The 656-nt window shown below is 68.9% G+C and carries 1 protein-coding gene; it reads left to right on the forward strand.

All coding sequences use genetic code 11. The annotated features are described in order from the left end of the window. Positions 1 to 117 precede the first annotated feature (117 nt). Positions 118 to 656: PE family protein (locus F0Q45_RS26495; protein ID WP_373425107.1), on the forward strand; the 539-nt coding region annotated here is incomplete at its 3' end.

Consider the following 656-nt stretch of genomic DNA (forward strand, 5'->3'; position numbering starts at 1 on the left):
GTTGCGATCGTCGCAAGGACTTGTTCTAAACCTTCTGCTAGACGCGTTGCCGGCGTCGGGAGCACGCTGCGGAAAGGCTCAGGTATCCGGTTCATGGGTTGATGGAAGGAAAGTCTGATGTCGTTTCTGCACGTAGTACCTGATGGTGTGGCGACCGCGGCATCGGATGTGGCTGGTATTGGTTTGGCGGTCCACCAGGCCAGCGCGGCCGCAGCAACGCCCACCACCGCTCTCGCCGCCGCCGGCGCCGATGAGGTGTCGATGGCCGTCGCAGCCTTGTTCGGCAACCACGCCCGCGAATATCAAGCCCTCAACAACCAAGCGGCGCTCTTTCACCAACGGTTTGTGCAAGCGCTAACGGCCGCCGGCAACGCCTACGGGGCCGCCGAAGCGCTCAACTCCACACCCCTGCAGGCCCTGGAACGTGACCTGCTCGGTCTGATCAACGCCCCCACCCAGGCGCTGCTGGGGCGCCCCCTGATCGGCGACGGCGCCCACGCGACGGCCCCCGGACAGGCCGGCGGGGCCGGTGGGCTGCTGTGGGGCAACGGCGGCAACGGGGCCCCCGGCACGGCCGGGATCACCGGCGGTGCCGGTGGGGCGGCCGGGTTGATCGGTAACGGCGGGACCGGAGGAACCGGCGGCACCGGGGCCGC

The sequence above is a fragment of the Mycobacterium simiae genome (genome assembly GCF_008370645.1).
Taxonomy (GTDB): domain Bacteria; phylum Actinomycetota; class Actinomycetes; order Mycobacteriales; family Mycobacteriaceae; genus Mycobacterium; species Mycobacterium simiae_A.